Source organism: Shigella sp. FC1661 (assembly GCF_001712525.1).
Classification (GTDB): Bacteria; Pseudomonadota; Gammaproteobacteria; order Enterobacterales; family Enterobacteriaceae; genus Escherichia; species Escherichia coli.
Genome location: NZ_MDGW01000176.1, coordinates 1 through 4426 on the forward strand (window position 1 = coordinate 1; position 4426 = coordinate 4426).

Sequence of the window (4426 nt, forward strand, 5' to 3'; positions counted from 1 at the left end):
TTTACGCGTATGACAGGCTCCGGAAGACGGTTGTTGCGCACGTATTCGGTGAACGCACTATGGCGACGCTGGGGCGTCTTATGAGCTTGCTGTCACCCTTTGACGTGGTGATATGGATGACGGATGGCTGGCCACTGTATGAATCCCGCCTGAAGGGAAAGCTGCACGTAATCAGCAAGCGATATACGCAGCGAATTGAGCGGCATAACCTGAATCTGAGGCAGCACCTGGCACGGCTGGGACGGAAGTCGCTGTCGTTCTCAAAATCGGTGGAGCTGCATGACAAAGTCATCGGGCATTATCTGAACATAAAACACTATCAATAAGTTGGAGTCATTACCTTGCCTCTATTGGTGCAACCACCAAAGAAGACGCTGCCAAGACACTTGAGCCGTTAAGCGCCAAATACAAAAACATCGCGGGTGTTGAAGAAAAATTAACCTATACCGATACCTACGCGCAGGAAAACGTGACTATCGATATGGAAAAAGTGGATTTTAAAGCCCTGCAGGGTATTTCAGGAATCAACGTTTCTGCTGAAGATACCAAAAAAGGTATCACTATGGCGCAAATGGAACTGGTGATGAAAGCCGCTGGTTTTAAAGAAGTGAAATAATCTGTCGGCGGCCATGTTTCGCATGGCCGCCATACCCGTCTTAGCTTTTCTTCACATGCTGGCGCGCTGCCAGTCCACGCAGAAAATAACGTAAAAATTGATCGCCGCATTCGCGGAAGTTTTTATGATCCGGTGCACGCATCATCGCCGTAATTTCCGGCATCGAAACGCGGAACTGCTGTTCGGTGAGGATCGCCAGAATGTCATCGGTTTTCAGCGAAAACGCGATGCGTAATTTTTTTAGCACGATGTTGTTATTAATGCGACGTTCCGGCTCCAGTGCCGGAGCAGACTCATCCTTGCCGCGTTTTTCATAAATCAGGCCATTGAGGAATGACGACAAAACAATGTCCGGACAACGCTGAAAACCCTCTTCGTCTTCTTTACGTAGCCAGACGGCGATCTGTTCCGCGGTGGCTTCGACATTACCCAGCGCCAGAATACGCACCAGGTCATTATTATTGGCTTTCAAAATGTAGCGCACGCTGCGCAGAATATCGTTACTTAGCATGAGGCCTTCAGGTGTTGATGAGGCAAAAAGCCATTTTAGCAGTCTTTTACAGGCCAATCGCCTCTTTTAAGGTTTTCAGATAACGGCGGCTGACCGGCACGGTTAAGCCATTACGCAAAATCAACTCGGCCTGGCCGTTATCTTCCAGACGAATCTCCTGTAAATGCGCGAGGTTAACCAGATACTGACGATGGCAGCGCAGTAGTGGTGTACGACTTTCCAGGGTACGTAATGTCAATTCGGTAAAGCCCTCTTTCCCTTCGTGGCTGGTAACGTAGATACCGCTCATCCGACTGCTGACAAATGCCACATCTTTCATTTGCAGCAAATAAATCCGACTATGCCCAGTACAAGGGATAAATTTCAGCGCCTGTTGATTTTCTGGTAACAGCGAAACATCCTGCTTGCTGCGTTCCTGCCGCAAACGCGCCAGCGTTTTCTCCAGTCGCTCTTCATCAATTGGCTTCAGCAGATAATCAAAGGCGTGTTCTTCAAAGGCTTTAATGGCGTATTCGTCAAACGCGGTGAGAAAAACAATATACGGACGATGTTCCGGGTCGAGCATCCCCACCATTTCCAGACCACTGATGCGCGGCATCTGGATATCGAGAAACAGCACATCCGGGCGCAGTTTATGCACCGCGCCGATCCCTTCCACGGCGTTTGAACACTCACCAACGATTTCAATATCGCTCTGCTCCTGCAAAAATACGCGCAGGTTCTCCCGTGCTAACGGTTCATCATCGACAATTAAGACTTTAATCATGCCTCGTCCCTCCATGGTAGTCGTAACGTTATTCGGGTGTAACTATCAGGCTCACAGGCGACGCTTATCCCATAGTCATCGCCAAACCGTTCACGTAAACGCTTATCCACCAGATTCATCCCCAGCCCACTGGCATTGGTTACCGGTTGATACAAACCGGCATTGTCTTCGATCTCCAGCATCAAATGTTGCCCCTCACGTCGGGCGCTGATTGCCACTCGCCCTGTATCCAGCAGTTGTGATGTCCCATGTTTAATGGCGTTTTCCACTATCGGTTGCAGGGTAAACGCGGGCAATTGCTGCTGGGATAATTCTTGCGGAATAGCAATGTTGACCTGCAACCGCGACTGGAAGCGCGCCTTTTCAATTTGCAGATAAGCGTTCACATGTTCAATTTCGTCGGCGAGAGTAACAAACTCCGAAGGCCGCTTTAAGTTTTTGCGGAAAAAAGTGGAAAGATACTGCACCAGCTGGCTGGCCTGTTCGCTGTCGCGACGGCTCACCGCTTTAATGGTGTTAAGCGCATTAAACAAAAAATGGGGGTTCACCTGGGCGTGAAGCAGTTTGATCTCTGACTGGGTGAGCATCGCTTTTTGCCGCTCATATTGCCCGGCGAGGATCTGCGCCGAAAGCAGTTGCGCAATCCCCTCGCCCAGCGTGCGGTTGATTGAACTGAATAAACGGTTTTTGGCTTCATACAATTTGATGGTGCCCATCACCCGCTGATTTTCACCACGCAACGGAATTACCAGCGTCGACCCCAGTTTGCATTGCGGATGCAAAGAGCAACGATAAGGTACTTCGTTGCCATCAGCGTAGACCACTTCACCGGTTTCAATCGCTTTTAAGGTGTAAGTCGAAGATATTGGTTTGCCGGGTATATGGTGGTCGTCACCAATTCCGGTAAAGGCCAGCAATTTCTCTCGATCGGTAATCGCGACTGCACCAATATCCAGCTCCTGATACAGCACCTGTGCCACTTTCATGCTGTTCACTTCGTTAAACCCCTGGCGCAAAATGCCTTCCGTCGAGGCAGCCACTTTCAGCGCAGTGGCAGAAAAAGCCGAAGTGTATTTTTCAAACATCGCGCGTTTATCTAGCAATATACGCATAAACAGCGCCGCGCCGACGGTATTGGTGACCATCATTGGCGCAGCAATATTACTCACCAGACGCACCGCATCTTCATAAGGTCGGGCGATCGCCAGGATGATCAACATTTGCACCATTTCAGCGACGAACGTGACGGCACCGGCGGTAATGGGGTTAAAGACTTTATCAGTGCGCCCGCGACGGATCAGGATGCTGTGTACCAGGCCGCCGAGCAATCCTTCAACGATGGTCGAGATCATGCAACTTAGCGCGGTCATGCCCCCCATCGAATATCGATGTAACCCGCCGGTCAGGCCAACCAGCCCACCGACGACCGGACCGCCGAGTAAGCCGCCCATGACCGCGCCTATCGCACGGGTATTGGCAATAGAATCGTCAATGTGCAACCCAAACCAGGTGCCCATGATGCAGAAGATGGAAAAGACGATGTAGCAGAGAAATTTATGCGGCAGACGAACCGTGACCTGCATTAACGGTATGAATAATGGCGTTTTACTCATTAACCATGCAATGACTAAAAAAACGCACATCTGCTGAAGCAGCAGCAACACCAGATTAAAATCGTACATACCCGCAAACCACACTTCCCTTTAAAACGCGTAACATATATTGCCTGCGTTTAACTTTCTTTGAACTCTTGCAGAAAAATGAGAATTCGTGAGTACAATCACTCAAAATCGCCTGGCAAAAATAAAATCACCCTATAAATGCACAAAAAACGGGCAAAACTACCTGGTTCGCAAAACTGCGTCTAAAGTTAAACCGGGACCTCGCGAGCAAGGGTGAGACGATGGCGCTTTACACAATTGGTGAAGTGGCGTTGCTTTGTGATATTAACCCTGTCACGTTACGCGCGTGACGCAACATTTTTAAAAATCGACGAAGATCGTCCAGGAGCGCCGTTTTTCAAGGGTTGGATAGATGATTCGTTTACCATGTCGACGAACTTCGACGAATTTCGCCGATAAAAAGTGTCCCATACATGCCCCATTGATGCCCCATAAACAATATCAGGAATTGACACTGGTTATCCATACAGATAAAAATAACACCTGTACATAACTACAGTTACAGGAGGGGGTAATGACTCCAACTTATTGATAGTGTTTTATGTTCAGATAATGCCCGATGACTTTGTCATGCAGCTCCACCGATTTTGAGAACGACAGCGACTTCCGTCCCAGCCGTGCCAGGTGCTGCCTCAGATTCAGGTTATGCCGCTCAATTCGCTGCGTATATCGCTTGCTGATTACGTGCAGCTTTCCCTTCAGGCGGGATTCATACAGTGGCCAGCCATCCGTCATCCATATCACCACGTCAAAGGGTGACAGCAAGCTCATAAGACGCCCCAGCGTCGCCATAGTGCGTTCACCGAATACGTGCGCAACAACCGTCTTCCGGAGCCTGTCATACGCGTAAA

3 protein-coding genes and 4 pseudogenes are annotated in these 4426 nt (G+C 49.4%); 3 read left to right on the plus strand and 4 right to left on the minus strand.

What is annotated here, in order from left to right; translation table 11 throughout:
• Together BFF42_RS11365 and BFF42_RS11370 are read left to right on the plus strand one after the other, a co-directional pair.
• Positions 1 to 326, plus strand: a pseudogene (locus BFF42_RS11365) (IS1-like element IS1B family transposase); the annotation flags it as partial.
• 17 nt (positions 327 to 343) lie between these two features.
• Positions 344 to 616, plus strand: a pseudogene (locus BFF42_RS11370) (YehR family lipoprotein); the annotation flags it as partial.
• A 40-nt stretch (positions 617 to 656) separates the two neighbouring features.
• Here the strand turns inward: BFF42_RS11370 and BFF42_RS11375 are convergent.
• The 3 genes from BFF42_RS11375 to btsS are packed head-to-tail and all read right to left on the minus strand — an operon-like array spanning position 657 to position 3575.
• Positions 657 to 1127, minus strand: a complete 471-nt coding sequence (locus tag BFF42_RS11375; RefSeq protein WP_001295430.1) for a YehS family protein — start codon at positions 1125 to 1127, stop codon at positions 657 to 659.
• A gap of 46 nt (positions 1128 to 1173) precedes the next feature.
• Positions 1174 to 1893 (minus strand): two-component system response regulator BtsR, encoded by a 720-nt coding sequence (gene btsR, locus BFF42_RS11380; RefSeq protein ID WP_000598643.1) that lies wholly within the window; start codon positions 1891 to 1893, stop codon positions 1174 to 1176.
• Positions 1890 to 3575 carry a two-component regulatory system sensor histidine kinase BtsS gene (btsS, locus tag BFF42_RS11385; protein WP_012421574.1) on the minus strand — a complete coding sequence of 562 codons (1686 nt, stop codon included), beginning with the start codon at positions 3573 to 3575 and terminating at the stop codon, positions 1890 to 1892. The genes btsR and btsS overlap by 4 nt, the downstream gene beginning before the upstream one ends.
• 221 nt (positions 3576 to 3796) lie before the next feature.
• Here btsS and BFF42_RS27695 point away from each other — a divergent pair.
• Positions 3797 to 3862: pseudogene (locus BFF42_RS27695) on the plus strand (hypothetical protein); the annotation flags it as partial.
• 238 nt (positions 3863 to 4100) lie between these two features.
• Here BFF42_RS27695 and BFF42_RS11395 read toward each other — a convergent pair.
• Positions 4101 to 4426: pseudogene (locus BFF42_RS11395) on the minus strand (IS1-like element IS1B family transposase); the annotation flags it as partial.

Excerpts from the sequence above, each read along its gene's own strand:
- BFF42_RS11375 (WP_001295430.1), bottom strand. The coding sequence starts at position 1,127 with ATGCTAAGTAACGATATTCTGCGCAGCGTGCGCTACATTTTGAAAGCC.
- btsR (WP_000598643.1), bottom strand. The coding sequence starts at position 1,893 with ATGATTAAAGTCTTAATTGTCGATGATGAACCGTTAGCACGGGAGAAC.
- btsS (WP_012421574.1), bottom strand. The coding sequence starts at position 3,575 with ATGTACGATTTTAATCTGGTGTTGCTGCTGCTTCAGCAGATGTGCGTT.